Origin of the sequence: Allomuricauda sp. ARW1Y1 (assembly GCF_013407935.1) — a bacterium.
In the GTDB taxonomy this organism is placed as follows: Bacteria; Bacteroidota; Bacteroidia; order Flavobacteriales; family Flavobacteriaceae; genus Flagellimonas.
The window spans coordinates 270,843-295,922 of record NZ_JACBZU010000004.1 but is presented as its reverse complement, the minus strand read 5'-3'; the positions used below and the strand labels follow the sequence as shown (position 1 = coordinate 295,922).

The window sequence follows — 25,080 nt, the reverse complement described above, 5'->3', positions numbered from 1 at the left end:
TATGAAAGTAGTCATTATAGGAGTTGGATTGATTGGCGGTTCTTTTGCAAAGGATGTAAAAAAACTACATCCCGAAGCGGAAATTATTGGTGTGGACACAAGTGATGCCCATCTCGATGAGGCCTTACAACTTGGGATAATCGATAAAAAAGGAATCTACGATTCACTGGCTACGGCAGATTTGGTCTACGTGAGCATTCCTGTAAACGTATTGGTCAACGAATTGCCCAAGATATTGGATGCTTCTGGCGATGAAACCGTGGTCATGGACGCTGGCTCCACCAAACGTTTGATCTGTGAGCAGGTCGCGGAGCACCCCAAGCGAAGGAACTTTATGGCCTGTCACCCTATCGCTGGAACGGAGTTTTCAGGTCCCACAGCAGCTTTGGAGGGGTTGTACGCTGGCAAAACAATGATTATTTGCGAGGTGGAGAAAACGGCATTCAAGCTTCAAGAAAAGGCATTGGCTATTTTTCAAGATATCGGAATGCGGATACGGTATATGAATCCCGAAGCGCACGACAAACATATCGCCTACGTCTCCCATTTATCACACATTAGCTCTTTTATGTTGGGAAAGACAGTTATTGAGAAGGAGAAAAATGAGCGTGATATTTTTGACATGGCGGGAAGTGGTTTTGAGAGCACCGTTCGCTTGGCGAAAAGTTCGCCCGATATGTGGACCCCCATTTTTGAACAGAACAAGGACAATGTGGTGGAAACTTTGGAGGAGTACATTCAGAACCTTACGGCTTTCAAACAACTGATTTTGGACAACGATTTTGAGCATGTCCATCAAGAAATGAGCAATACCAATAGAATAAAACAAATATTAAAAGGAATACCACTTACAAAAAAATAGGACGTATTATGGAAAACAAAAAGGAAATGAGGAAATGGTTGGATGACATGAACTTGGGTCATCCCTTGGTAGTAGCGGGACCGTGCAGTGCGGAAACCGAAGACCAAGTGTTAAAAATAGCACACGAGCTAAAGGATACCGATGTGAGCTATTACCGTGCCGGAATCTGGAAACCAAGAACGCGTCCAGGAAACTTTGAGGGAGTCGGGGCCATTGGTTTGAAGTGGTTGCAGAAGGTAAAGGAAGAAACCGGGCTGAAAACTGCTACGGAGGTTGCCAATAGGGCTCATGTGGACTTGGCTTTGGAGCACGACGTGGATTTGCTGTGGATCGGGGCACGTTCCACCGTAAGCCCATTCATTGTCCAAGAAATAGCGGATGCGTTGGAAGGGACGGATAAAGTTGTTTTGGTCAAGAACCCCGTTAACCCGGACCTCTCGCTTTGGTTGGGAGCTGTGGAAAGGTTGTCCTCCGCCAATATTGAAAAGTTGGGTGTGATCCACAGAGGATTCTCAACCTACGAAAAAACCAAATACCGGAATATTCCAGAATGGCAATTGGCCATCGAATTGCAGACCAAATTCCCTGATTTGCCCATCATTAACGACCCGAGCCATATTACCGGAAAACGCGACATGGTCTTTGATGTTTCGCAAACCGCATTGGATCTCAACTTTGATGGGTTGATGATAGAGACGCATTACGACCCGGACAATGCCTGGAGCGATGCTGCACAGCAGGTTACCCCTAAAACATTGGTGCAAATCATGAAAGACCTTAGAATCCGAAAAGAAACCGATGAGGAAGCAGAGTACAATAACAGTTTGAGTAACCTTAGGGCACAAATTGATGTACTGGACAACCAATTGATCGATCTTTTGGGCAAACGAATGAAGGTTGCCGATGGGATTGGAGAATTGAAAAAACAACGAAACGTAGCCGTACTTCAAAGCAACCGTTGGAATGCTATTCTGGGCAACATGATCTTGGAAGGCGAGCAGCGAGGTTTGAGCGAAGAATTTGTTTTGAAAATGTTCAAGGCGATTCACCAAGAATCCATCAACCACCAAGAAAAAATCATCAACGCCTAGGCGGATTTTTCATCAGCTTGATTGCAAAGACTGTTTGTGGTCCCGATAAATTCGGGTCTGCAAACAGTTTTTTTGTTTCAAACTGTAACAAAACGAAAGAAAGGGTATCTTTTAAGGGTAAAACACGCTATCATGAAAAAATTATACACACTTGGAATGCTCTTGCTTCCCTTGGTCATGTTTTCGCAACGAATCATTGATACCGAGGTGGGTGAATTCAACAAAATCAAGGTTTTTGATTTGATCGAGGTCAATTTGATCCAATCCGATGAGAACAAAATTATGATTAAAGGATGGAATGTGGACGATATCAAATGGACCAACAAAAATGGAACTTTGAAGCTGCGCATGCAGTTGGACAAAAAGTTTCAGGGGGAGGACACCATGATTGAGGTTTATTACACCGATTTGGATGTTATTGACGGCAACGAAGGTGCCCAGATTACCTGTAACGAGATGGTGCAGAAAAGCAAAATTGAATTGCGTGCCCAAGAAGGTGCCACCATCCGTATTGGAATGGATGTGGATTATGCCGACATACGCGCGGTTACTGGCGGTATCGTGAAAGCTTCGGGTTTGGCCAAAAACCAAACCGTTGTCATAAACACCGGCGGTATTTTTGAAGGTAGGGAACTGCGCACCAGTACCACAGATGTAAAGATTTCCGCAGGCGGCGAGGCCGATGTATTTGCTTCTGAGCTGGTGGATGTCAATGTTAGGGCAGGAGGCGATGTACACGTTTACGGAAATCCGCAAACGGTGAACAAAAGAACCTTTGTGGGCGGAAGGGTCTACATTAAGAATTAATGAAACTTGTTGTCTACAAAAAAAGCCCTCCAAAACTTGGAGGGCTTTTTGGTTTTATATCGGTCGGTAAGGTTATTTTCTAAAAATATATCGGGTAATGAAAATTCCCTGTCCATCCCCTTTTCCGCCTTCACTCTCCACACCACTTACCACAAAGGCCAATTCCCATCCGTTGGAAATCATATCGTTGATCATGGAAGTGATCACGGCATCGTTGGCTGCGATATTCTGGAATCGGATACCACCGAGGTTATAGAAGTTCAAAAGTTTGGTCTCCTCAAAATTCTTCACACGGATTTCACTTCGATCAGACTTGTTTCGCGTGTTGTCATCCTCCGTTTGTACAGTGGTGAATTCCTTGTAATCTTTCTCTTCCAAAGCGTTGATGATTCTGGATCTTCCCAAACCATTGGGGACGATGGATTCAACACTGGTAATGACCCGGTACTGCTGCGCACTCATGGTAAAACTTGCTGCAAACATGACCACAGCAGCCAAAATGATTTTTTTCATAATAGATAAAGATGATGATTGTTAAAACTATTGATAAAGATATATAACGAAGAAGATGGAATATTGTTTCTTTGTAATCAAAATATAAACAAAAAGTGAACGGAACTGTTTATAAATCAACGGGAAGCTGGTATACCGTAAAATCCTCGGAGGGAGTGTTTTATGAGTGCCGAATCAAAGGAAAGTTCCGTACCCAGGGCATTAAAAGCACCAATCCTGTTGCCGTGGGGGATATGGTCGAGTTTGAGTTGGAAACGATTGGCGATGAAACAGTTGGGATAATTTCAGCTATCGAAGATCGAAAAAACTATATTGTCCGTAAATCAGTGAAGCTTTCCAAGCAGACCCATATTATTGCCGCCAACTTGGACCAGGTATTTTTATTGGTCACTTTGAACAATCCACCAACCTTTACCAGTTTTATTGATCGCTTTTTGGTGACTGCCGAGGCTTACGACATACCCGTGGTGCTGCTATTTAACAAGATGGACGTTTACTCCAAGGAGGAACGGTTCGAAGTTGACTGGTTAATAGATCTATATACCAAAATAAGGTACACATGCCTTCAGATTGAAGCCAAACAGGGCTCGAATGTAGATAAAGTAAGGGAACTGATGCTTGGCAAAACCAGCATGTTCGCTGGGCACTCGGGGGTAGGCAAGTCAACTTTGGTCAATGCCTTGGAACCCGGACTGCAACTCAAGACCGCAGAGATTTCCGAGCAACACATGCAGGGACAGCACACCACCACTTTTGCCGAGATGTACGACCTTTCTTTTGATGCCCGTATCATTGACACGCCCGGTATCAAAGGTTTTGGCATTGTGGATATGGAGAAAGAAGAAATTGGAGACTATTTTCCTGAGTTTTTTGCATTAAAATCCGAATGTAAGTTCAATAACTGTCTCCATTTGGACGAACCTAAATGTGCCATTAAGGAAGCTTTGGAACGTGATGAAATAGCCGCCAGCCGTTACCGAAGCTATGTTCAGATGATAACTGGGGAGGAAGATCAAACATATAGGTAGGGAATATTATGAGAGCTGTATTGCAAAGAGTATCCAAAGCAAGTGTTACCGTAGATGGTCAGGTCGTTTCCTCTATCGGGGATGGTCTCTTGGTATTATTGGGGATTGAGGATGCTGATGGCCAAGAGGATGTGGAATGGTTAGCAAACAAAATCGTAAATCTCCGCATCTTCAATGATGAAAATGATGTGATGAACCGATCGGTGGTCGATATTGACGGAGAAATTATCGTGGTAAGCCAATTTACCCTGCATGCCCAAACCAAAAAAGGAAACAGACCTTCTTACATCAAATCGGCAAAACCTGATGTTGCGATTCCCATGTATGAAAGATTTGTAGCGGTTTTGGAGCAAAAGCTTGGAAAGAAGGTGGGTACAGGTATTTTTGGGGCCGACATGAAAGTGGAACTACTCAATGATGGTCCCGTGACCATAATAATTGACACAAAAAATAAGGAATAGGTGCTTTTTGTCGAAAAAAATATCGTTATTGTAGGAAATTAACCACTTTAGCGTTGTCCTAAAAAACGATTTCCTACAACCAATGCGATTTTATTTTCTATTACTCTCAACCTTACTTTTTCAGTATTCATTTTCCCAAGATTACAGTCTAACATCCATCCCCAAAGAACTATTGGATAATGCCGATGCCGTAGTTCGTTTGGATAAAATGGATGTAGTTGTCGAAGCTCTGGACAAGATGACCATAACCAGCAAGCGTGTCGTCACCGTTCTTAACGAAAATGGGGATGAGCATGTACATGCTTTTGCCTTCTATGAAAAAAATGACAAGGTTTCCGACTTGGAGGCGATTGTTTATAATGCGAGTGGTGAGGAAATCAAAAAAATTAAGAAAAGGGATTTTTTGGACCAAAGTGCCATTAGTGGGGGAACGCTCTATTCGGATTCAAGGGTTTTGGTCATGCGCTATACCCCTTCACAATATCCTTATACCATCGAATTTAGTAAAGTCTATACAACTCCTAACACCGCTTTTGCCCCGAATTGGTCCTTTTTGGATGATTATCGGGTGGGTACCGAGAGAAGTGAGTTTTCCTTTACCGTGGAGAACGGCATACCCTTCAGACATAAGGAAGTGAATTTTGGTGACTATGGGATTGCTGCGAAAGAAATGAACAATGGCATCTCGTACAAGGCTAAAAACTTGGTGCCCATGGAGCGGGAACCATTATCCCCATCGTTTCGCAATCTTGTACCCCAAGTAAAAATCGCTATGAACGAGTTTCATTTGGAGGGTGTCAATGGTAGGGCTACTACTTGGCAGGAGTTGGGCAAGTGGATGAACGATGAGTTGTTGGCGGGCAGGGATGAGTTGTCCGAAGCCACGATTACTCATGTGAAAAACTTGGTAAAAGACATATCCGATCCTTTGGAGAAAACCAGGATCGTGTACGATTATGTACAGGAAAATACCAGATACATCAGTGTTCAGCTCGGGATAGGCGGCTGGATGCCCATCAGTGCATCAGATGTAGACCGCGTAAAGTATGGAGACTGCAAGGGGCTTACCAATTATACCAAGGCACTGCTGAAGGCTGTAGGGGTCGAGTCCTATTACACAGTTGTACATGCGGGAAGACAGATCAGACATTTGGACAAGGATTTTCCTTCTATCCAAGGGAACCATGTTTTTTTAAACGTACCCTTGGAGAACGATGAAATTTGGTTGGAGTGTACCAGCCAAACCACTCCCGTAAACCATTTAGGGACGTTTACCGATAATAGAAATGTACTAAAAATAACCCCACAGGGTGGAGAAATGGTGCGGACCAAAAGAAATCCAGATGAAGAAAATTATCAACTTACCAAGGCAGATGTTCAAGTGGGAAACCAACGGAATGTAACCGGACATGTACAAATATTCTCAAGGGGATCCCAGTACGACCAAAAATATTGGCGAACCACAAACACACGATCGGAGCAGGAGGAATTTTACAAATCATACTGGAGCTACGTTCAAGATTTGCAGCTTGGAGAGGTAGCCTATCAGAATAATGAAGATAAGATCGAATTTCTGGAAACGGTTGATTTTAAGGCCGACAATTACCTTTCCAGTGCGGGTGACAAACTCTTGTTCGCACCCAACATTTCCAACAGAAATTTGGGGGTTCCCGATAGAGTTAGAAACAGAAAAATGCCGCTGATCATTTCTAGGGGATATTTGGATGAGGATGAGTTTACCATCCGTTTGCCCGAAGGCTATGTTGTGGAAACCTTGATACTTCCCATAGAAGAAGATACCAAGTTTGGTTCCTATGCCGTATCTGTTGAGCCAAAAGAACCTGGGGTCCTTGTTTATAAAAGGCGACTGCTCATCAAATCAGGAGAGTATCCAAAGGAAGATTATAAACTATATCGGGATTTTAGAAAGAAGGTCGCCGGATATGACAACGCAAAAATCGTTTTAAGTAAAAAGAAGTCATGAAATTAAGATTGTTTTTTCTGCTTTTGCTGGCTCAGCAAGCAGTGGTAAGTGCCGAAGAAGTAAAATTTGGAAAAGTGTCCGAAGAGGAGGTATCAGCAACACAACATGCCCTTTATCCAGAGGCCAATGCGGCCATATTGCACAAAAATGAATGGGTACGATACAATTATCAGTATGAAACAGGCTGGAGCCTTGTGAGAGAGGTGCATTACCGGATTAAAATCTACAACAAGGAGGGGTTTGATTGGGCCACCCTTCAAGTTCCACTATATGCAGGAGGTACCAATAAGGAGGATATTTCCAGTATAAAAGGGTTTACCTATAATATGGTGAATGGAAAAGTTGTGGATACCAAATTGAAGAATGACGGTGTTTTTATTGAAGAAGTAAACGAATACAGGAACAAGGCCTCCATCACCATGCCAGAAGTTAAGGAAGGTAGTGTGTTGGACATTGAGTATAAAATTGTATCTCCCATGTACTGGAGTATCGATGAGTTCAAATTTCAATATGATATTCCCGTGGACGATGTAGAAATACGATTGGAGATTCCGGAGTATTTTTACTTTAAGCAATATAGCAGGGGATTTCATGCCATCAAGTTTGATCAATCCAATGAAAATAGAACGATTAACGTTTCCTACAGAAGCTCTGATCAAACAGGCAGCCTAGGGAGAACCACACGAACAAGTGGGACCCTAAACTTTTTGGAAAACATCTATACCATGAAAGCTTCCGGTATTCCTGCACTGCTCGAGGAAAAATATACCAGCAATATCAACAATTTTAGAACATCGATAAAATTTGAACTGGCTTCTACCCGTTTTCCCAACCAACCATTTAAAAACTACAGTTTAACCTGGGAGGATGTGGCAAAATCCATTTACGACTACGACAGTTTTGGAGATGAGCTGAACAGGAAAAACTATTTTGATGATGATGTGGACCAAGTCCTAAATGGGCTTTCATCCGATTCAGAAAAGGCGATGGCCCTATTCCAGTTTGTAAAGAACAAAATGAACTGGGATAATTTTGTAGGTGTGGGCTGCAGCAGCCAAGGCATTCGTAAAGCTTATAAAGAAGGCAAGGGCAATGTGGCCGAGATCAATCTGATGCTGATAGCCATGCTTCGGTATGCCGGATTGCAAGCAGATCCTGTCTTGGTAAGTACAAGATCGCACGGTATCCCTTTACTGCCTACCAGCGATGGCTTTAATTATGTAGTGGCAGGGCTCCAGCTCGATAATGGCTTTGTACTTTTGGATGCGACCGAAAAAAATGCATTTCCCGATGTACTGCCCATGCGTGCGTTGAACTGGTTTGGCAGACTGATTAAAGAAGACGGTACTTCTGTTCAAGTAGATCTTACCCCAAAAACAAAATCACTCGATGCTGTTATGATGAGCGTTGACCTAAACGATGATGGTTCCATTCATGGCAGGTACCGTCAGCAGTATACCGCAAACAATGCCTTTATTTTTAGGAACAATTTTGGGGAAGGCTCCGAGGATTCATATTTGGATGAGCTGGAAAAGCGCTACGGCGACCTGGAAATTTCGGATTTTGAACTCCAAAATCAAGACGACTTGTCCAAACCCGTTGTTCAAACGTTCAGCTATAGTAAAGAATCAGCTTATGAGGAAATAGCAGGGAAACTATACCTATCACCTCTTTTTTATCTCACTACCAGTGAAAACCCCTTCAAAACAGAAAAGAGGGAGTTCCCTATCGATTACGGATATCCTTGGACGGATAAATACTTGATTACCATCAATATTCCCGAAGGATATGCTGTAGAGTCAATCCCGGAACCCATTGCGGTTGCCCTTCCCGAAAACATGGGACAGTTTAAGTACATCATATCTGCCGAAAACAACATCATTAACGCCCGTGTAGAAACGGAACTTAACACCCATGTGATTCCAGCCAGTTATTATCCAGATTTAAAGGAGTTTTACGGTCATATCGTGAAAAAGGAAGCTGAAAAAGTAATCCTTACCAAACTGTAGCACACCTATGAAAAAAACAGGGATTCTCTTGCTGCTTCTGCAGCATATGGTTTTGCAGGGACAGCAATTGGAATTTGGAGAACTGACCATTTTCGAATCTGCATTCAAGACCTATGAAAAGGATACGACGGCCCATGCAGTGTATCTTTTTGAAAAAGGAGACAATTTCTTTGAAGTTAGGCGAGGGTATGTCTGGTTGATAAAAAAGTATCATGCCAAAATCAAGATATTGGACAAAAAGGGGTTTTCGGAGGCAGATATCCGTATTCCGTACTACCATTCCGATACGGGTACTGAAGAGGTAAACGATATTAGAGCCATAACCCATACAGATGGCTTAAAGCACATTGTGATGGACAATAATATATTTGATGCCGAAGTCAACGAACATTGGTCGGAGAAAAGATTTACCTTTTCCAATGTGCAGGAAGGATCTATTTTGGAATTTACTTATGAAGTTCAGTCCCCTTTTTTTTACAACTTAAACGGATGGGATTTCCAAGACGACATTCCCAAGGTTTACACGGAGTATAATGCTAAGATCCCTGGGAACTACAGTTATAACCGATCTTTATTTGGAAACCTGCCCTTAACGGTAAATGAAGCAACAATAAAAGAGAATTGCTTTAGTATTCCCAACGTCAATAAACAAGCGGACTGCGAGGTGCTCAAGTACGTTATGGAAGATGTGCCTGCTTTTAAAAGTGACGAGGAATATATGCTTGCCGCTTCTAATTATCAATCTCGTTTGGAGTTTGAGCTATCCGAATACCTGAGTTTTCGGGGGGTTAAAGAGCGGTATACCAAATCTTGGAAAGATGTTGATAAGGAATTTAGATCAGATCGTGATATCGGGGGGCAACTTAGAAAAAAGAACTATTTTGAACGAAACGTACCAATAGACATCATCACTGGTACGGAGGAAGAGCAGGAAAAGGCACTCAATCTTTACAACTTTGTGAAATCCCATTATTCTTGGAACGGAAAGTTTGGAATCTTTCGGGACAATAACGTGAAAAAAGCATTTGACGAGGGTGTTGGCAACGTAGCGGAAATCAACATTACTTTGATCAATCTGCTCAATGCTGCAGGAATGGATGCCGATTTGATGTTGCTCTCCACAAGGGCTCACGGGCTTCCAAAAAGAAGCCATCCAGTAATGTCGGATTTTAATTATGTAATTGCCAAACTCGATATTGACGGAACCACATATCTTTTGGATGCCACGGAAAAACAGCTTCCCTTCGGAATGCTTCCCTACCGTTGCCTGAACTATTATGGAAGGGTTATGGACCTCGATGGGGAAAGTTATTGGTACGACATCGAATCGCCCAAAGGGAATAGCAAGGAAGTGATGCTTCAGCTTGACCTAAATTTAGATGAGGGCACTGCGCGAGGAACTTTTGATGAGATGTCCCGAGGATATGAAGCCTACTTCAAAAGAAACCATTTATCAAGTATTACCAATCAGCAATATTTGGATGAGGTGGAAAAGAATACCAATGGTGACTTTTACATAGATCAATATGAGCTGGATGCCGAGAAATCCAATGACAATTTGTTAATGGAACATTTTAGCTTCGAGTTGGAAAACTTGGATACCTCTACCAGCATTTATTTTAACCCGTTTTTGATTCGCTTTTTCCAAAGTAACCCTTTCAAAAGCTCAGAGAGGAACTACCCTGTCGATTTTGGGTACCTTCGCAATTACAAGTACATGGCCAACATTACTATCCCAAAAGGTTATCGGGTGAAGAGCCTTCCACAAAACAACAACTTGGCACTTCCGGGAGGGAGTGGAGTGCTTAGGTTTAACTGTTCTACATCCGAGAACAATGTCATCATTTTCTTTAACCTTCAATTGCGTTCAACACAATACAAAAGTGAGGGCTATTTATTTATAAAAGAGTTGTTTGAACAGGCTGTGACCAGCATCAACCAAAGTTATTTGGTGTTTGAAAAGGTCTAAAAGAGTATTGTTAGTACCTTAGTGCAGATTTTAAATTCCTCTGAGGTGAACATAGAAAATGCACAAAAAGCGGTTGATGAATGGATCAAAAACCACGGGGTCCGATACTTTAACGAACTGACCAATATGGCCCAGCTCACCGAAGAGGTGGGAGAGGTGGCACGAATAATCGCCAGACGCTATGGTGAACAAAGCGAAAAGGAATCCGACAAGGCCAAAGATTTAGGGGAAGAACTCGCCGATGTGGTCTTTGTGGTGCTTTGTTTGGCCAATCAAACGGGCATCGACCTGCAAAAGGCTTTTGATAAAAAGTTGGACCTAAAGACCAAACGTGACCACGACCGTCATCAAAATAACAAAAAGCTCAAATAAAGTTGGCCCGCTGACAGGACATTAGGCCTGTTTTTTCTAGTTTTGACCATTCATGCAAACCCAAACGAATTGAAACTCCAACTTTCAGCACCCGACCACAAAAAAATCCAAAAGTCCATTGCCATTACCGGCTCCAAGAGCGAAACCAACCGCTCCTTGTTGTTGCAGGCACTGTTTCCCAATATCAAAATTGAGAACCTTTCCAATTCGGATGATGGAGAAGTCATGCAGAAAGGATTGGGCAAATCCGAAGGTACAGTGGACATTCACCACGCAGGAACGGCCATGCGTTTTTTAACCGCCTATTTTGCTTCGCAAGAAGGTAAGCACGTTACCTTAACGGGTTCAGAACGTATGCAGGAACGACCTATCCAAGTTTTGGTCGAAGCGTTACGCTCCTTGGGTGCGGATATCGAATACCTAAAAGAGGAAGGCTACCCTCCCTTGAACATCAAAGGGAAAACATTGGAAAAAAGTACAGTTTCCCTTCCTGCAAATATCAGTAGTCAATACATTTCAGCCTTGTTGCTGATTGCCCCGAGCCTGAAAAACGGCCTAAAGTTGGAACTGGTAGGGAAGATTACATCGGTACCCTATATCAAAATGACCCTGGCCCTGTTGGAACAAATCGGGGTTGAAACGACTTTTGAAGGAAACAAAATCACCGTTGCACCCCAAAAAGCTGTTGCCGATACTACCTTGGTGGTGGAATCTGACTGGAGTTCCGCCAGTTATTTTTACAGCATAGCAGCCCTCTGCGAAGCAGGCTCGGAGATTCAACTGGCTTCCTACAAAAAGAATTCCCTGCAAGGTGATAGCATTTTGGCCGAAATCTATACAAGTTTCGGAGTTGAGACCTCTTTTTCCAACAACTCCATTGTGCTGAAAAAAAACAACGAACCCATTACTAATTACTTGGAGTACGACCTGTCCAATGCCCCGGATATTGCACAGACCATCGCTGTGACCTGTTTGGGATTGGGCATAGGTTGTCATTTGGCTGGATTGCATACGCTGCCCATAAAGGAAACGGACCGATTGGCCGCATTGCAGACCGAATTGGGTAAGTTTGGGGCCAAAGTGGAAATTGATGCCGAGAGCTTGACCCTTCACCCGCAAAACAACTTGAAACCAGAGGTTTCGGTCGATACCTATAACGATCATCGAATGGCGATGGCCTTTGGACCACTGGCTCTCAAGGCTGATTTTACCGTGAACGATGCCGAAGTGGTTTCCAAATCCTATCCCGATTTTTGGAGCGACCTAAAGACGCTTGGATTCCTGGTCCAAGAATTGTAATCCACATTTAATCATCAAATTACTTGACATCCGCTATGGGTAGGTTGTATATTTGCCCCTCTTTTAAAAAATCGAAAAAAAGTCCACATGAAATTATCAAACTTCAATTTTGAATTGCCTAAAGAGTTATTGGCAGAATATCCTGCGGAACACAGGGACGAATCCAGACTAATGGTGGTTCACCGTGATAGCGGAAAAATTGAACATAAAATGTTCAAAGACCTTGTCGATTATTTTGATGAAGACGATGTCTTGGTCTTGAACAACACTAAGGTATTTCCAGCCCGACTTTTTGGAAACAAGGAAAAAACAGGAGCCCGTATCGAGGTTTTCTTGTTGAGGGAACTAAACCAAGAACAGCGTTTATGGGATGTGTTGGTAGATCCAGCTCGAAAGATTCGTATCGGAAACAAACTGTATTTCGGGGAGGACGAAAGTTTGGTGGCCGAGGTTATCGATAATACCACATCAAGAGGTAGGACCCTACGCTTTCTTTACGATGGCTCTTATACCGATTTTAGAAGAAAATTGAGGGAATTGGGAGAAACCCCACTTCCAAAATACATCAAAAGGGAGGTCACACCAGAAGATGAGGAACGCTACCAGACCATTTATGCCAAGCATGAAGGTGCCGTAGCCGCCCCAACTGCAGGACTTCACTTTTCGAAGCATTTGCTCAAGCGATTGGAAATTAAAGGTATCAACTTTGCCGAGGTTACCCTTCACGTAGGATTGGGGACTTTTAACCCGGTTGAGGTGGAAGACCTGTCCAAGCACAAAATGGATAGTGAGGAGTTGGTCATCGATGAAAAGGCCACCGAAATCGTAAATACGGCTAAAGCCAACAAAAGAAAAGTTTGCGCTGTGGGGACCACGGTGATGAGAAGTTTGGAAAGTGCCGTTTCATCCGAGCATACGTTGAATACCTTTGAGGGCTGGACCAACAAGTTTATTTTCCCTCCTTATGAATTCAGCATAGCCAATTGTATGGTGACCAACTTTCACTTGCCAAAATCCACATTATTGATGATGATTTCGGCATTTATGGGGCACGACCTCATGAAAAAGGCCTACAAACAGGCCATTTTGGAAGGTTACCGTTTCTATTCCTACGGGGATGCCATGCTGATTCTATAAAACGGAATATTCGTAAAACAGAAATCCCGTTCGCTTATGGCCAGCGGGATTTTTTCTTGCTTATCTTTAGCTAGTGGAAGTCAAAAAAAAGGACATACGGGCATTGACCAAGGAACAGCTCCGCAATTTTTTTGTGGAGCAGGGCGATAAAGCATTCCGGGGCAACCAAGTCTATGAATGGTTGTGGCAAAGGTCTGCCCACGATTTTGATGCCATGACCAACATCTCCAAGGAAACCCGTAAAATGTTGAAGGATAACTTTGTGATCAACCACATTCGGGTGGATCAAATGCAGCGCAGTTCGGATGGTACCATTAAAAATGCGGTGCGTTTGCACGATGGTCTGGTCGTGGAGTCCGTTCTAATACCCACCGAAACCCGAACCACGGCATGTGTTTCCAGTCAAGTGGGTTGTAGTTTGGATTGCCGATTCTGTGCTACCGCACGTTTAAAGCGGATGCGAAACCTGAATCCCGATGAAATCTACGATCAAGTGGTGGCGATAGATAACGAGAGCCGATTGTATTTTGACCGTCCGTTGAGCAACATCGTTTTTATGGGGATGGGCGAACCCTTGATGAACTACAACAACGTGCTCAAGGCCATCGATAAGATTACATCGCCCGAGGGACTCGGTATGTCTCCGAAGCGCATTGTGGTTTCGACCTCCGGCGTACCCAAAATCATAAAAAAAATGGCCGACGAAGAAGTCAAGTTCGGCTTGGCGGTGTCCTTGCATTCGGCAATTGATGAGGTTCGCACTTCCATCATGCCCTTTAATGCCACATTCCCTTTGAAAGATTTACGGGAATCCTTGGAATATTGGTACAGCAAGACCAAGAACAGGATTACCTACGAATATGTGGTGTGGAAAGGAATCAACGATACCCAAGAAGCAGCCGATGCCTTGGTCAAGTTCTGCAAGTTTGCCCCTTCAAAAGTAAATTTGATAGAGTACAACCCCATTGATGATGGCGAGTTTCAACAAGCCTCCAATCAAGCGGTGGAAATGTACCAGAATACCTTGGAACGCAACGGGATCACGGTCACTATCCGCAGATCTCGTGGAAAGGATATCGATGCCGCCTGTGGTCAGCTAGCAAACAAGAGCTAGTTTTGAGACAAGGGACAGGAGACAGGAGACAGGAGACAGGAGACATTTTGTTTTTCCATTTTTCCCTTTCACCTTTTCCCCTTCACCCTTGGTCCTCATTTCCTGCAAATCATCGATAGTTTGAGGACTGTATCTTAAAACTCGGATTTCATTCCATCAACTCTTTCATTTTCCCTACTTTTAGGGTTTCAAAACCAAACACCACCCGTTACGTTGAAAATCGTTTCGCAGATAAGGGAGCCCATTGAGAATGAGATGCAGCTTTTCGAGGAAAAATTCCTCAAGTCTATGTCCTCCAAAGTCGCATTGTTCAATAGGATTACCTATTACATAGTCAACAGAAAGGGCAAGCAAATGCGCCCGATGTTTGTTTTTTTGACCGCCAAATTGTTGAACGGCGAAGTCAACGAACGGACCTACACCGGAGCTTCCATTATTGAGTTGATACATACTGCGAGCTTGGTTCATGACGATGTAGTGGACGACAGCAACAAGCGCAGGGGCTTTTTCTCCATCAATGCCCTGTGGAAAAACAAAATTGCCGTTTTGGTGGGGGATTTTCTGTTTTCCAAAGGCCTTTTGGTCTCTTTGGAAGGCAAGAACTATGATTTATTGCACATTATTTCCAATGCCGTTCGTGATATGAGCGAAGGGGAACTCCTCCAAATCGAAAAGGCAAGACTTTTGGATATTACGGAAGAGGTGTATTATGATATCATCCGCCAAAAGACCGCCACTTTGATTGCAGCCTGTTGCAGCATGGGTGCCTGTTCCGTGCGTCCCGATTCGGAAGAAGTGGAAACCTTTCGGAAATTCGGGGAACTCTGCGGCATGGCGTTTCAAATAAAGGATGACCTTTTTGATTATGGCGCCGAAAAAATCGGCAAGCCCACTGGAATCGATATCAAGGAACAAAAAATGACCCTTCCTTTGATCTATGCCTTAAACCAGAGTGATAAGGAAAAGAAAAAGTGGTTGATCAACTCCATCAAAAAACACAATAAGGACAAAAAGCGCGTCAAGGAAGTCATTGCCTATGTGAAGGAAAAAGGTGGACTGGATTATGCTGTGGTGAAGATGCTGGAGTTCAAGGATGAAGCCTTGGCCATTTTGGACAATTATCCCGATTCCGAATACAAAAGTGCCCTCAAACTTATGGTCAACTACGTGGTAGACCGAAAAAAATAATTTTTAATAAATTGAAAATCAATATTTTACTGAAAATTTTTAATTTTCAGGCAACTATTTGTGTTTGTATCCCGTCTCTATTAATAGAAGCACTTTTGTAAACCAAACTTTTTTGAAAATCATTACGCTACATAGCAACGAAAAGCAGTTAATCAAGAAATCGATCAAGGGAGACCCACAGGCCCAAAAGGAGCTCTACGATAGATTTTCGCCTAAAATGCTGAGCGTTTGCAGGCAGTACATTAAGGACCTGCATTTTGCTGAGGACGTGATGATCAATGGATTTGTTAAGGTATTCAATCATTTAGGTTCTTATCAATTTAAGGGCAGTTTTGAAGGTTGGATTCGGACCATTATGGTGCGGGAAAGCATTTCTTATTTGCGGAAAAGACAGTTTGTGGTTTACGATGATGAAATCATGGAAGAAACAAAAGACATTGATTTTGGGCACAATAGCGGTCTTTTGGATGTGGAGTATGTGCAGCATTTGATCGATGGACTGCCCGAAGGTTATAAAGCGGTGTTTTTGTTGTATGCCATGGAAGGGTACGGGCACAAGGAAATCGCCGATATGCTCGAAATCACGGAGGGCACATCAAAATCACAACTGTTCAAGGCCCGAAAGATGCTTCAGGAAAATTTGAATTTAAAAGGAATGTCGCCCAAATCACAATCGGCGAACAAACAATAAGGGATATGGATAAATTGGAAAAACATATCAAGGAAAAACTGGAGGAGCGAACCATTGCACCGTCCGAAGGTGCTTGGGATAAGATTGCTTCACAGGTCAAAGGACCTTCGCCCAAAAGGAGAACCCCTTGGTTGCTATATGCCGTCGCCGCCAGTGTAGTGGGTGTGGTATTGGTGTCGGTTTTCTTTTTCACGAACGAGTCACCCAGAGTAGAGGAAAACCAAGTAGTGGAAACGGCAATAAAACCCGAAACCACGATTGAGCCCGAACAAAATACCAATGTCGAACCTCTTGAGGATTCAATGGAAGTTGTTGGGATTGAGGTTGACTCCAAGATTGCCGAGATAGAGGAGCCTTTGAATCTCGAGCAGCCTTTTTCCAACGATAGGATAGCGGAGGAAGAAACCAAAACCCCATTAAAGGATGAAATTTTAATCAACTCGGATGCGTTGATTGCCCAAAAAGTGGAAGAAGTGGTGGCACAGGTAAAACTGATGGAGCATGCGCACCAGGATGTAACCGATGCCGAGGTAGACTCCCTTTTGAGGGCGGCCCAACGCCAAATCTTAACGGATAAGTTGTTCACGGAAAGCGGCTCTGTCGATGCCATGTCGCTGCTGGCCGAAGTGGAAGACGAGTTGGACGAGACGTTCCGTGACCAAATCTTTGATGCACTCAAATCAGGTTACCTAAAATTACGTACTGCGGTGGCAGACCGAAATCAGTAGAATTATTCATCAATCAAGTCAAACCTCTTACAACTTCCTGCCCGAACGGCAGGAAGGAGGGAGGTTTATAATCCAAAAACAATCATGAAAACAATTGCATTTTATTCAACCATCTTAGTCTTGTTCCTTGGTTCCGTAGCGGCTTTTGGACAAGAAGATTATCAACAGAAAATTGATGCGCTAAAGTTGGAAAAACAGCGCATCATTGAACAAGAGAAGGAAGCCCTGAAATTGGAGGTAAGGGATATCAACCAGCGTTTGGACAATGGTGATATCACTGAAAACGAAGCTAGGGTTTTGAAGGAAGAAGTGGCCAAACAACGAGCCCTGAACATTGAAAATCGCGTGGCCATTATCGATAACAGAATTGCCTTGCTGGAACGAAACAAAGGGAAGGTGCTGACCTTAGCCGAAACGGATACCATTTATGATGATTGGGGACGTTTGGGTATTCTTATCGATGGCAAACCGATTATCAGCTTTAGACGAAATCCAAGAAACCGGGAGATTAAATACGATAGGCGAACGTATTCCGATTTTGTCATGGCCGTTGGTTTAAACAATGCTTTGATTGAAGGGCAGTCCTTGAACGATACCCCCTATAAAGTTGGAGGAAGCCGTTTTTTTGAAATGGGCTGGCAATGGCGTACCAGGGTCTTTAAAAATTCCAATTGGCTTCGGTTCAATTATGGCTTTTCTTTCCAGTTCAATGGCCTAAAACCTGACGGGAACCGAATCTTTGTTCAAGAAGGAAACCAAACCGTTTTGGAGGAATTCGAGTTTGATTTGGATAAATCCAAGTTTCGAATGGACAATCTAGTTTTCCCCGTTCATTTTGAAGTTGGTCCCTCGCGATTACGAAAAACGGAGCGCAGCATGCGATACTCCATCAGAGATCAATTTAGACTTGGTTTTGGGGGCTACGGCGGATTCAACCTTGGTACTCGTCAAAAATTAAAGTACAATCGTGATGGCGAAAATGTAAAGGACAAGCTCAAAAGGGATTACAACAGTAGCGACCTTATCTATGGTGTGAGCGGATACATGGGCTTCGATGGGGTGTTGCTTTACATCAAATACGATTTGAACCCAATTTTCAAGGATGCGGAAATCAAACAAAACAATATATCACTGGGCCTTCGGTTTGATATATAACCACTCCAATGGGTTAGCTAACGGTCGGGTTTCCCGGCCGTTTTTTATTTCAGTAGGGCTTGTTCCATTTCTGGGGTAAAATCTTCCTTGTAGTAGACTTTTTTGCAGTGGGAACATTCCGCATAGCGGATATTATTGATCGTAAATAGCGGAATCCAGAACAAATGGGCATAGTTGGGCTGTGCCACTACTGTCAATGTCCCAGTTTGGTTGCAATAGGGACATGTTGCGCGGGTAAGTACCTTGGTCTCTTTTTTGCCGGGTCGTGTTCCAAAGAATAGAATCATGGCTACTGGATGTTGATATGTTCAAAATTAGCGTTTTCCAAATGATTAAAGAAAAATGAATTTCGTTTTTAATTATTTTCTACATTCGCCCACATTTTTGAAGCATTGAACGCCTATCACGGTTTGGAGGATTGGTTGTCCTGGATGGATGATATCTCCAGTAAGGATTATGTGATTATCGACCACTTTCTGAGGGACGAGCTGTATACGGAGATCAAAACTTTTTTTCTCGGTAAGCTGCCCAGTTTTAAGGAGGCGGGAATAGGTGCCCATGCCGATCATCAAATCGACACGAAAATACGGGGGGATTTCACCTATTGGTTGGACAGGAACCGTGACGCCCAATTAACAGGCTATTGGAGCCTGCTGGATGAGACGATGCATATTTTCAACCGATATTGCTACCTCAGTCTGTCGGGATATGAATTCCATTTGGCCCATTACCCATCGGGTGGTCATTACGATAAGCATTTGGACCAGTTCGAAAACCGTAACAACCGGATGATTTCCATGATCATCTATTTGAACGATGACTGGAAACAAGGGGATGGTGGCGAGCTCGAAATCTTCGAAAAAGATGGTTCCAGTTTTTTGGTAGAACCCTTGGCGGGCCGCTGTGTCATGTTTAAAAGTGCCGAAGTGCCCCATGCAGTGCTCAAGGCCCACAAAAGTAGATTTAGCCTTACGGGATGGTTGTTGCACCAACCCTCTTCGGTGGGCAAATTGTTCGTATGATCAATCCTTTTTGTACGGAATCTGTTTAATGAGTTCCTCGTTTTGCCCACTGGTGGCGCTATAGGACATCACCATGGTACCCTTGGTACCGTCCTTTGCCTCAATGGCAAATACAGTAGACTGATCGCCCGGATTGGTCATTCCCTCAAACCGATAGGAATCGATAATCTGGAGGTCATCAGGCTGATACTCCCTTTTGGAATAGAGTGCCTTAATGCACGTTTCGTCGGCCTCAAAATCCTCTTTATATCCGTCCTCTTGTGTCAATGTATTTATTGCTTCTGAAAGTGTTGTAAAACTATGTCTGTCCATATATGTTGATTATGTTTTTAATCGGTTCGAAAAACTCAGGACCTGTTCCTTGACTTTGGTCCAATCCGTGTATTCATGGTCTTTGTCTGTATCCACGGACCCTCCTTCTTTTTTGGCAATGGAACGCATGATCAGCTTTTTGAAATAATTATATTTTGTGTATTTCAAAGCGCCGGCGATATGCCAAACGGTCGCAGTGTTCCATTGCGTTTCTTTCAAAAAGTCCTCGGCTACCTGCGCTATCTCTTCGTGTTCCTCTTTAATGGAAGATGCCATGGCCATACTCACTGAAAAAAAAGCCGTGGGCATGCTATTCAAGGTATCTAAATGCTCTAGCACATAATCCTTGATCAAGGTGTTGTACTTCTGCACATGTACGGAGCTCCCGATAAGGGCAGCATCAAAATCGTTCGGGGCGGGAGGTTCCTCCACAGCGTTGGCAATAGCTACTTGATGGCCTTCCTCCTGAAGGACTTGTTCCATAAACCGGGCAATTTTTCGTGTTTGCCCTTCCACGGTGCCATAAATGATCAAGATTTTCATGAGAACTTAGGTATTGGTTAAACTCCCCTAAGTTCATGAATATCTCCTTTAAGTTACATGATTTTGGTCAGTTGACCATCCAAAACCATCATAATTTCCCACCTACAATGGGCAGGGTGAGTGTAGTTCCCTCCAAATCTACGGTCAATTCGGTGCCGGGCTCCGGCCAGAGGGTGAATTCTTTGTCGCTGGAGAATATCATCAAGCCAATTTGTTGCCCCTTTGGGATTATTTGGTCATCGGGCATCAACTCAAATTCCATTTCATAAAATTTCCCTGGAACCAAAGGTTCACTCTCGGTCAATGATCGATGGTTTTGAGGGTCGGCCCATCCACGCGTGATGATGTTATCGGTAATTTTGGTGTTCAGGGCTTCCGACCATGGCAATGAAACCAACCATACGGATAAATTGGCAGCAGGTTTGCTGCTGGCCATCTTGATCTTGATTTTGGGTATGCCGGAGATGTGCACATCCTCGGTTAATATTGGAGTGACATATAGTAATCGGTGCTCGGTGGTCTCCGCTTTTGCCAAACTGGAGCCTGAAAAGGAATAATTGTCCACCAAGGTCTCGGTTCCAGCATCATCTGGCCTATCCGTAGACAATCCACCTTTTCCTGGGGCACCTGGACTTAGGTGAAATGTGACGTCCTTGGCATCCGGATTGGGATAGTCTGCATAGGGAGTTGGGTTGTCCTTTGCATCATTTTCCCTCACGATCCATGCTTTGGGGTCGTTTTCTACCCCGTTTTCTGCCCCGTACAGGTAACGGGTAAACCAGCGGTTCATCATCGAAATAGGAGGTGGGCCGCCATGTCCGTTCTGATGATAATAAATTTGGACAGGCAATCCCATTTCTTTGGCCTTTTTATAAATCCGATAGCTGTGTTCGGGCATTACGTTCCAGTCGTTAAAACCGTGCGACATTAATAAGGCCGCTTTCATGGGTTTCATGTCGTTCAGATAATCCCTTCCGGCCCAAAAGTCATTGTAATCACCGGTAATACGATCGAGTCCGTTCTTCATTTCCGTATCACGGATTACTTTATTGTTCCGGGCTCTTTTGGATTCGTCACCGCTGTGGATAAAATCATAAAGCACATCAATATCTTCACCCAAATACCCTCCTGGAGACCGAACCAATCCATTGGAACGGTAATAGTGGTAATAGGAAGTGTTCGGGGCAATGGGGATGATGGCTTCCAGTCCATCGACTCCCGTTGTCGCGGCCGCCAATGGTAGGGTCCCGTTGTACGAAGTGCCGGTCATGCCCACCTTTCCAGTGGACCAATAAGCCTTCACTTCGGTGTCCCCATCCCTTTCGGTATAGCCTTTGGCCCTTCCGTTGAGCCAATCGATAACGGCTTTTGGGGCAAGGGATTCATTGTCGCCGCCCACAGTTGGAGCACCTTCCGATAGCCCTGTGCCCGGGGAAGAGGAATGGACAACGATATAGCCTCTGGGCACCCATGTCATCACTTGGGAGTTTGAAATAATGGGGCGTTCCCCAACACGTGTTACGTTGGGATGTGTTCTCGGTTTTGGAGCTTCTCCCAGTTCGTGTTTTACGTCCCAAAAAATACCTTTATCCATTCCTGCGGTACCTGCATAATAGGGACTGGATTCATAAATTACGGGAAGTTGTAGTCCTTCTGTTTCGGTTTGTTCCGGTCGTGTGACATCTACGTGCATACGGTCTAGTTTTCCGTCACCATCCGAATCAAACTCCGTTTCTACCCAAAGGTCGTGGCGAATCCATTTGCTGGGGTCGGAAAAGGCTTCGACCACTTGTGCTTCGCCATTTTCGATAATGGGACCCGCTTTTTTGGCCATTTGGCCGTAGGCAGATACAATAAAAGTCAATAGTGCGGTGGTGATGGCCCAACGAGTACTTGCCATTTTTTTGATCTTCATATTTCTTGTAATCTAGTTTACTTGCTTCAACGGCAAGAGCCTCTAAGATACAAAATGTAAAAGATGGAATTCCTTCTTGCATTCACCAAAAACATTGTTTTTATTTACCTTTAACCGCTAGATTCATACAGTACCGTGATTTCAAAAACCACCATAGACCAAGTATACGAGACTGCCCGTTTGGAGGAGGTGATCGGTGATTTTGTACAATTGAAGAAATCAGGGTCCAATTTTAAGGGATTGAGTCCTTTTACGGATGAACGGACCCCTAGTTTCATGGTTTCCCCTGTGAAGCAGATATGGAAGGATTTCAGTAGCGGGAAAGGAGGCAATGTGGTGGCTTTTTTGATGGAGCACGAACATTTTACCTATCCCGAAGCCATAAAGTACTTGGCCAAAAAATATAATATTGAGGTTGAGGAAACCGAACAGACCAATGAGCAAAAGGAGCAGGCCAACGAGCGGGAAAGCATGTATCTGGTCTCGGAATATGCCCAAAAGTATTTTGCCCAGACCCTTTGGGAAAGCGAACCGGGAAAGGCCATAGGGCTGTCTTACTTCAAGGAACGTGGATTCACGGACGAGACCATCAAAAAGTTTGGCCTTGGCTATAGTTTGGATGAGTGGGAGGCCTTTACCAAAACCGCCTTGGATAAGGGGTATCAGTTGGAGTTTTTGGAAAAAACAGGGCTGACCATTGTCAAGGAACAGGCAGGGGGCGAGAACAGGACCTTTGACCGTTTCAAAGGGCGGGTCATGTTCCCCATCCATTCCATGAGTGGCCGAGTGCTCGGTTTTGGTGGCCGTATTTTGATGAACGATAAGAAAGCCGCCAAATACTTGAACTCGCCCGAAAGCGAGATTTACCACAAAAGCAAGGTGCTCTACGGAATTTATTTTGCCAAACAGGCCATTGCCAAAGAGGACAACTGTTTTTTGGTGGAAGGGTATACGGATGTCATCCAAATGTACCAAAGCGGTATTGAGAATGTGGTATCTTCCAGTGGAACCGCATTGACCCCCGAACAGATTCGGCTCATCAATAGGTTGACCAAGAACATTACCGTTCTTTTTGATGGTGATGCTGCAGGACTTAGGGCTTCCCTTCGCGGTATCGACCTGATCTTGGAACAGGGGATGAACGTAAAGGTGTGCACTTTTCCGGAGGGCGAGGATCCCGATAGTTTTTCCAAGAACAATACCTACGAGGATTTGGTGGCGTATCTGGAGGGGAATGCCATGGACTTTATCCAGTTCAAAACTTCCTTGCTGGCCAAGGAAGCCGCCAACGACCCTATCAAAAGGGCCGATACGGTGCGGGATATTGTAAACAGTATCAGTAAAATCCCCGATCGTATCCGACAGGAAATTTATGTGCAGGAATGTGCCAAGATGATGCAGATTTCTGAAGAAGTCCTGTACAATACCTTGGCGCAGCTGGACAAAAGACATCAAACCGAAACTGTAAAAAAGGCCAAACAAGAACAGAGGGCCTTTGAAGTGGTCAAGAACGATGCGGTGGTGGAAAAGGTGGATGTTCAGTACGAATTGGAACGTAAGATTATTGAGGTCCTTTTACTATATGGTAACCAAAAGCAGGAATTTGAGGACTTAGTGCTGAAAGAAAACGAAAATGGTGAATTAGTGCTGGAGCCTGAAATTGTAGAGTCCAAAGTATATGAAAAAGTGTATTTGGATCTACAGGATGATGAGATTGAACTGACGAATGAGCAGTTCAAGACCATTTATTACAAATTGATAGAGCGGCTTAACGAGGATACCGAATTTTCGGTGAGTACCTTTTTATCGGAACTTGATCAAGAAATCGTTGCCGAGGTGTCTTCCATATTGATGGAGGAGGAACAATATGTGCTCCATGATTGGGAGAGACGGGACATTTATCCCAAGGAGAAAAAAATAGGAGTGGCACAATTGGTGGGGGAGACTATTCTAACCCTTCGGTGCAACCTTATTAAAAACCGTATTGAAAAGCTGAAGGAAAAAACACAGGACCACGTGGGCGACAATACCGAAATTTTGGAGGAAATCATGAACTACCTTCAACTTAACAAACTCTTGAACGCCAAATTGAACCGCGTACTTTCCTAAACGTAAAAACCCTTTCCAATACAATTGAAAAGGGTCAATACAATAGTTGGTTTGGTTGGGTATTTCTAATAGAGTTCCAGGGCTTTGGCCTGTTGCAGCAAGTCCACCAAATTATCCACGTTCAACTTCTTCATCAATCGTGCTTTGTAGGTGCTTACTGTTTTTTCGTTCAGATTTAATCCCTCTGCTACTTCTTTGTTTCGCTTACCGCTGGCCAAGAGTTTCAATACTTCAACTTCTCGGGAAGAGAGTTTTCTAAAGAATCTTCTTGGTTTTTGGGTACTTTCGTCGAAGGCAAGTCTTTGGGCCAGTTCATTGGTGATGAACATATTGCCTTCGCTTACTTTTCTTACGGCTGAAATAATATACTCCAAATCGGCAGTTTTGGAAAGGTATCCGTAGGCACCGGCTCGTATGGTGCTCAGGGCGTACACATCTTCGGACTGTCCGCTGTACATTAAAGTTTTAATGTCAGGGAAATCCTGTTTCATTTTTCTTAGGGTGGCAATTCCGTTGATTTCGGGAATGTCCATCTCCAAAATAACTACATCGGGGGTTATGGATTTCAATGTATTAAAAAGCTCTTCGGTAGTTGATACGTCTGCAATGATTTCAATGTCAGAGCTGGATTCAAGTACCTTTTTGATACCAAGCCTTACAACCGGATGGTTATCAGCTATCAATACTTTTATCATTTTCTTAAGATTTGTTTAATGAATGGTTAGTGGCTAAAAACTTACAATAATTAGCAAGCAAGATAACAATTTAATC

Annotated in this window: 24 protein-coding genes; 18 read left to right on the top strand and 6 right to left on the bottom strand. The window is 43.7% G+C overall.

What is annotated here, in order from left to right; translation table 11 throughout:
• Position 1: 1 nt before the first annotated feature.
• The 3 genes from GGE08_RS12600 to GGE08_RS12590 all read left to right on the top strand — a co-directional run bounded on the left by GGE08_RS12600 (position 2) and on the right by GGE08_RS12590 (position 2,760).
• A complete protein-coding gene (locus tag GGE08_RS12600) occupies positions 2-862 on the top strand; it encodes a prephenate dehydrogenase (RefSeq protein ID WP_179385242.1) in 861 nt (286 codons plus the stop codon).
• A gap of 8 nt (positions 863-870) precedes the next feature.
• Positions 871-1,953, top strand: a complete 1,083-nt coding sequence (locus GGE08_RS12595; RefSeq protein ID WP_179385241.1) for a bifunctional 3-deoxy-7-phosphoheptulonate synthase/chorismate mutase type II — start codon at positions 871-873, stop codon at positions 1,951-1,953.
• A gap of 132 nt (positions 1,954-2,085) precedes the next feature.
• On the top strand, positions 2,086-2,760 hold the full coding sequence (locus GGE08_RS12590; RefSeq protein WP_179385240.1) for a head GIN domain-containing protein: 675 nt from the start codon (positions 2,086-2,088) through the stop codon (positions 2,758-2,760).
• Between the two features lie 72 nt (positions 2,761-2,832).
• Here the strand turns inward: GGE08_RS12590 and GGE08_RS12585 are convergent, their stop codons facing one another.
• Positions 2,833-3,273, bottom strand: a complete 441-nt coding sequence (locus GGE08_RS12585; protein WP_179385239.1) for a hypothetical protein — start codon at positions 3,271-3,273, stop codon at positions 2,833-2,835.
• A gap of 95 nt (positions 3,274-3,368) precedes the next feature.
• Between GGE08_RS12585 and rsgA the strand changes: the two genes are divergently transcribed.
• The 13 genes from rsgA (at position 3,369) to GGE08_RS12520 (ending at position 18,408) form a co-directional block, all read left to right on the top strand.
• Positions 3,369-4,301: a ribosome small subunit-dependent GTPase A gene (gene rsgA, locus GGE08_RS12580; protein WP_179385238.1), complete on the top strand. Its 933-nt coding sequence runs from the start codon at positions 3,369-3,371 to the stop codon at positions 4,299-4,301.
• An 8-nt stretch (positions 4,302-4,309) separates the two neighbouring features.
• Positions 4,310-4,762 (top strand): D-aminoacyl-tRNA deacylase, encoded by a 453-nt coding sequence (gene dtd, locus GGE08_RS12575; protein ID WP_179385237.1) that lies wholly within the window; start codon positions 4,310-4,312, stop codon positions 4,760-4,762.
• Between the two features lie 82 nt (positions 4,763-4,844).
• A complete protein-coding gene (locus GGE08_RS12570; RefSeq protein ID WP_179385236.1) occupies positions 4,845-6,746 on the top strand; it encodes a DUF3857 domain-containing protein in 1,902 nt (633 codons plus the stop codon).
• Positions 6,743-8,755, top strand: coding sequence for a DUF3857 domain-containing protein (locus tag GGE08_RS12565; protein WP_179385235.1), 2,013 nt, complete (start codon positions 6,743-6,745; stop codon positions 8,753-8,755). Before GGE08_RS12570 ends, GGE08_RS12565 begins: the two co-directional genes overlap by 4 nt.
• A gap of 7 nt (positions 8,756-8,762) precedes the next feature.
• Positions 8,763-10,724, top strand: coding sequence for a DUF3857 domain-containing protein (locus tag GGE08_RS12560; RefSeq protein ID WP_179385234.1), 1,962 nt, complete (start codon positions 8,763-8,765; stop codon positions 10,722-10,724).
• Between the two features lie 45 nt (positions 10,725-10,769).
• Positions 10,770-11,096 (top strand): nucleotide pyrophosphohydrolase, encoded by a 327-nt coding sequence (locus GGE08_RS12555; RefSeq protein ID WP_179385233.1) that lies wholly within the window; start codon positions 10,770-10,772, stop codon positions 11,094-11,096.
• A gap of 69 nt (positions 11,097-11,165) precedes the next feature.
• Positions 11,166-12,395 (top strand): 3-phosphoshikimate 1-carboxyvinyltransferase, encoded by a 1,230-nt coding sequence (aroA, locus tag GGE08_RS12550; RefSeq protein WP_179385232.1) that lies wholly within the window; start codon positions 11,166-11,168, stop codon positions 12,393-12,395.
• A gap of 87 nt (positions 12,396-12,482) precedes the next feature.
• The gene (gene queA / locus GGE08_RS12545; RefSeq protein ID WP_179385231.1) at positions 12,483-13,532 is read left to right on the top strand and encodes a tRNA preQ1(34) S-adenosylmethionine ribosyltransferase-isomerase QueA; all 1,050 of its coding nucleotides are present in this window, start codon (positions 12,483-12,485) and stop codon (positions 13,530-13,532) included.
• A 73-nt stretch (positions 13,533-13,605) separates the two neighbouring features.
• The gene (gene rlmN / locus GGE08_RS12540; RefSeq protein WP_179385230.1) at positions 13,606-14,646 is read left to right on the top strand and encodes a 23S rRNA (adenine(2503)-C(2))-methyltransferase RlmN; all 1,041 of its coding nucleotides are present in this window, start codon (positions 13,606-13,608) and stop codon (positions 14,644-14,646) included.
• Positions 14,647-14,859: 213 nt separating this feature from the next.
• Positions 14,860-15,834: a polyprenyl synthetase family protein gene (locus tag GGE08_RS12535; RefSeq protein ID WP_179385229.1), complete on the top strand. Its 975-nt coding sequence runs from the start codon at positions 14,860-14,862 to the stop codon at positions 15,832-15,834.
• Between the two features lie 112 nt (positions 15,835-15,946).
• Complete coding sequence (locus GGE08_RS12530; RefSeq protein ID WP_179385228.1) at positions 15,947-16,525, top strand: RNA polymerase sigma factor; 579 nt, start codon at positions 15,947-15,949, stop codon at positions 16,523-16,525.
• Positions 16,526-16,530: 5 nt separating this feature from the next.
• On the top strand, positions 16,531-17,253 hold the full coding sequence (locus GGE08_RS12525; RefSeq protein ID WP_179385227.1) for a hypothetical protein: 723 nt from the start codon (positions 16,531-16,533) through the stop codon (positions 17,251-17,253).
• A gap of 84 nt (positions 17,254-17,337) precedes the next feature.
• Entirely contained in the window at positions 17,338-18,408 is a 1,071-nt protein-coding gene (locus GGE08_RS12520; protein WP_179385226.1) for a hypothetical protein, read from the top strand.
• Positions 18,409-18,452: 44 nt separating this feature from the next.
• Here GGE08_RS12520 and GGE08_RS12515 read toward each other — a convergent pair whose 3' ends face one another.
• Positions 18,453-18,695 carry a zinc-ribbon domain-containing protein gene (locus GGE08_RS12515; RefSeq protein ID WP_179385225.1) on the bottom strand — a complete coding sequence of 81 codons (243 nt, stop codon included), beginning with the start codon at positions 18,693-18,695 and terminating at the stop codon, positions 18,453-18,455.
• Positions 18,696-18,800: 105 nt separating this feature from the next.
• Here GGE08_RS12515 and GGE08_RS12510 point away from each other — a divergent pair, with 105 nt between their 5' ends.
• Entirely contained in the window at positions 18,801-19,430 is a 630-nt protein-coding gene (locus tag GGE08_RS12510; RefSeq protein ID WP_257024027.1) for a 2OG-Fe(II) oxygenase, read from the top strand.
• On the opposite strand, the gene GGE08_RS12505 is transcribed toward GGE08_RS12510, so the two are convergent.
• From GGE08_RS12505 to GGE08_RS12495, 3 genes are all read right to left on the bottom strand, one after another.
• On the bottom strand, positions 19,431-19,742 hold the full coding sequence (locus GGE08_RS12505; RefSeq protein WP_179385224.1) for a phosphoribosylpyrophosphate synthetase: 312 nt from the start codon (positions 19,740-19,742) through the stop codon (positions 19,431-19,433).
• A 9-nt stretch (positions 19,743-19,751) separates the two neighbouring features.
• Positions 19,752-20,285, bottom strand: a complete 534-nt coding sequence (locus GGE08_RS12500; protein WP_179385223.1) for a flavodoxin domain-containing protein — start codon at positions 20,283-20,285, stop codon at positions 19,752-19,754.
• 88 nt (positions 20,286-20,373) lie between these two features.
• Positions 20,374-22,200 (bottom strand): Xaa-Pro dipeptidyl-peptidase, encoded by a 1,827-nt coding sequence (locus GGE08_RS12495; protein ID WP_257024026.1) that lies wholly within the window; start codon positions 22,198-22,200, stop codon positions 20,374-20,376.
• A 135-nt stretch (positions 22,201-22,335) separates the two neighbouring features.
• Between GGE08_RS12495 and dnaG the strand changes: the two genes are divergently transcribed.
• Complete coding sequence (gene dnaG / locus GGE08_RS12490; RefSeq protein WP_179385222.1) at positions 22,336-24,309, top strand: DNA primase; 1,974 nt, start codon at positions 22,336-22,338, stop codon at positions 24,307-24,309.
• A 65-nt stretch (positions 24,310-24,374) separates the two neighbouring features.
• Here the strand turns inward: dnaG and GGE08_RS12485 are convergent, their stop codons facing one another.
• Complete coding sequence (locus GGE08_RS12485) at positions 24,375-25,004, bottom strand: response regulator transcription factor (RefSeq protein WP_179385221.1); 630 nt, start codon at positions 25,002-25,004, stop codon at positions 24,375-24,377.
• Between the last annotated feature and the right edge of the window lie 76 nt (positions 25,005-25,080).

What these genes read in the sequence shown, in the direction of transcription:
- GGE08_RS12600 (WP_179385242.1), top strand. Translation starts at nt 2, where the DNA reads ATGAAAGTAGTCATTATAGGAGTTGGATTGATTGGCGGTTCTTTTGCA.
- GGE08_RS12595 (WP_179385241.1), top strand. Translation starts at nt 871, where the DNA reads ATGGAAAACAAAAAGGAAATGAGGAAATGGTTGGATGACATGAACTTG.
- GGE08_RS12590 (WP_179385240.1), top strand. Translation starts at nt 2,086, where the DNA reads ATGAAAAAATTATACACACTTGGAATGCTCTTGCTTCCCTTGGTCATG.
- GGE08_RS12585 (WP_179385239.1), bottom strand. Translation starts at nt 3,273, where the DNA reads ATGAAAAAAATCATTTTGGCTGCTGTGGTCATGTTTGCAGCAAGTTTT.
- dtd (WP_179385237.1), top strand. Translation starts at nt 4,310, where the DNA reads ATGAGAGCTGTATTGCAAAGAGTATCCAAAGCAAGTGTTACCGTAGAT.
- GGE08_RS12570 (WP_179385236.1), top strand. Translation starts at nt 4,845, where the DNA reads ATGCGATTTTATTTTCTATTACTCTCAACCTTACTTTTTCAGTATTCA.
- GGE08_RS12565 (WP_179385235.1), top strand. Translation starts at nt 6,743, where the DNA reads ATGAAATTAAGATTGTTTTTTCTGCTTTTGCTGGCTCAGCAAGCAGTG.
- GGE08_RS12560 (WP_179385234.1), top strand. Translation starts at nt 8,763, where the DNA reads ATGAAAAAAACAGGGATTCTCTTGCTGCTTCTGCAGCATATGGTTTTG.
- queA (WP_179385231.1), top strand. Translation starts at nt 12,483, where the DNA reads ATGAAATTATCAAACTTCAATTTTGAATTGCCTAAAGAGTTATTGGCA.
- GGE08_RS12525 (WP_179385227.1), top strand. Translation starts at nt 16,531, where the DNA reads ATGGATAAATTGGAAAAACATATCAAGGAAAAACTGGAGGAGCGAACC.
- GGE08_RS12520 (WP_179385226.1), top strand. Translation starts at nt 17,338, where the DNA reads ATGAAAACAATTGCATTTTATTCAACCATCTTAGTCTTGTTCCTTGGT.
- GGE08_RS12515 (WP_179385225.1), bottom strand. Translation starts at nt 18,695, where the DNA reads ATGATTCTATTCTTTGGAACACGACCCGGCAAAAAAGAGACCAAGGTA.
- GGE08_RS12505 (WP_179385224.1), bottom strand. Translation starts at nt 19,742, where the DNA reads ATGGACAGACATAGTTTTACAACACTTTCAGAAGCAATAAATACATTG.
- GGE08_RS12500 (WP_179385223.1), bottom strand. Translation starts at nt 20,285, where the DNA reads ATGAAAATCTTGATCATTTATGGCACCGTGGAAGGGCAAACACGAAAA.
- GGE08_RS12495 (WP_257024026.1), bottom strand. Translation starts at nt 22,200, where the DNA reads ATGAAGATCAAAAAAATGGCAAGTACTCGTTGGGCCATCACCACCGCA.
- GGE08_RS12485 (WP_179385221.1), bottom strand. Translation starts at nt 25,004, where the DNA reads ATGATAAAAGTATTGATAGCTGATAACCATCCGGTTGTAAGGCTTGGT.